The following is a 1,771-nucleotide window of genomic DNA, read 5'->3' as shown; positions in this document are numbered from 1 at the left end:
CTTCAAGGGCGAGGAGTACGCAGTTCGCGTAGTTACCAAAGACGGAATGATTCAGGTGGCGACATACCCGCATCGTGAGTGGGCAATGTCGCTTGCTTCCCAGCTGGCGGAATGGCTGGCCGTCCCCGCCGCTAATGGAGGAACCATTAGCGCCTATCGAAAGTTTCATGATCCACAACTTTGCCAAGTACCGTGGAAGCCATGGTGATCCTTGAGTTCAACGTTGAAGTGCAACACCCCGCGGACGGCCGAATGCTTCGGCCGGAGTCCTGAATCCTAGTCTTTCTCTTGGCCGGCTGTTGAGTTCACCCGCAATGCGGTCGCACTCGGCTTGGGTCAGCCCCTTCAAGCACATGCCCTTGGGCAGGTACTGCCGAAGCAACCCGTTGGTGTTTTCGTTCGTTCCTCGCTCCCACGAGTGGTACGGCGTGGCGAAGTAGAACTTCACCCTGAACTGCTTTTCCACGCTCTTGTAGCCGTGGAACTCCGTGCCGTTGTCCAGCGTGATGGTCTTGATCCGGCCTTTCAGGCCGATGATCGAGCGCCCCAGCGCGGTGTTGGCTTGCTCCACGCTGCGCGCGCTGAGCTTCTTGATCACCACGAACCCCGTCTTGCGCTCCACCAGCGTGAGCACGCAGTGCCTGGCGTCCGCCCCCATCACGGTGTCGCCTTCGTAGTGCCCCAGTTGGCGCCTGGCCTGCACTGCCTTCGGTCGCTCGCTGATGTGTCGCTTGCCCGCCAATCTGCCTCGTGTCACCGGGCTACCTCGGTGCTTGCGCCCGATCTTGCTCATCACCCTCATGTGCCGCCAAACGCTTCCGCCTTCGCGGCGATCCCTTCTCACGTGGCGGTAGATCATCGTGCGGGCAGGCGTTGCGCTTGCGCTCTCGTCCTATGGTCGCTGGCGAGCGATCCAGCACGTAGCCAATCTCTCGGTCGCTGTAACCCCTGGTGTGCATCCTGGCTATCGCGTATCGTTCACCCTGGGTGAGTTGGTGATACCCCATGTCTGCTAACCCCTTCTTGCCGGAATGAGTAAGCGGTCAGTATCACCACCCCCCCACCCCATTTCATGAAGGTGTTGCACTTGCTTGTTGAACCCGCGAYSCCTAACCCCTCCGTCAAGGGGACGTCCCGCARGCGGGCCGCCCCTTACGTCGAACGTTAAGCATCATGCAGCGAAAGCCAAGCGGCAACCTTACCCGACGCGATCTGTTCTGGATAGTTCCAGCAGCTGCCTTTGGCGCCCCCTTGTGCATCGCTTGGCCAGCATATGGGCCAATCGTTTTCGCTGGAGTCGCCTTTTTCTGCTTAGTAGCCTCTCTAGCCACCTCTGAGTGGTCGCGACGCCGCCGGGCCAAGCAATTGGCAGCGGAGCTTGCAGCAGCGTGTAGCCCACTTAAGTACCGTTGGACGTTTAGCAACGTTGGGCCAATGCTTACAGATCGGGTGTCTGGCAAGGTAGTTCAAGAGGTCCCATGGCAGTCCTTCGAGCGGGTCGTGGTGCGTCCAGGAAGAGTCGTCCCGGAGCACGTATCGTTCGATATATCGGTTGAGTTTGATTCGCCAACAATCGAATGGGAAGTTGAAGGGTCGGAGCAATTCTTGGAGTCGATGGCCCGTCATGTCACAGGCTTCGACCTTCCTGCGGCTCAAGCAGCCGTTAGAAGAGCAATCCGCCAATTGCAGCCTGAGGAGTTGTATGTCAATCAACCCGATGCCTAACCCCTCCGTCAAGGGGACTGGCCTGCGGCCAGCCCCTTACGTCGAA

General features: G+C 59.2%; 1 protein-coding gene and 1 pseudogene. One reads left to right on the top strand and one right to left on the bottom strand.

Features of this window, described 5'->3' with window-relative positions:
- The coding region (locus AC1DYI_RS35960) for a hypothetical protein (protein ID WP_477208871.1) at nucleotides 1-208 on the top strand (208 nt) is incomplete at its 5' end.
- 9 nt (nucleotides 209-217) lie between these two features.
- Here AC1DYI_RS35960 and AC1DYI_RS35955 read toward each other — a convergent pair.
- A pseudogene (locus AC1DYI_RS35955) lies at nucleotides 218-1,007 on the bottom strand (IS30 family transposase).
- Between the last annotated feature and the right edge of the window lie 764 nt (nucleotides 1,008-1,771).

This window comes from Ideonella sp. P3_A4 (assembly GCF_056403075.1).
Note: the sequence above shows the minus strand (reverse complement) of the source record. Positions and strands in the feature narration are given on the sequence as shown.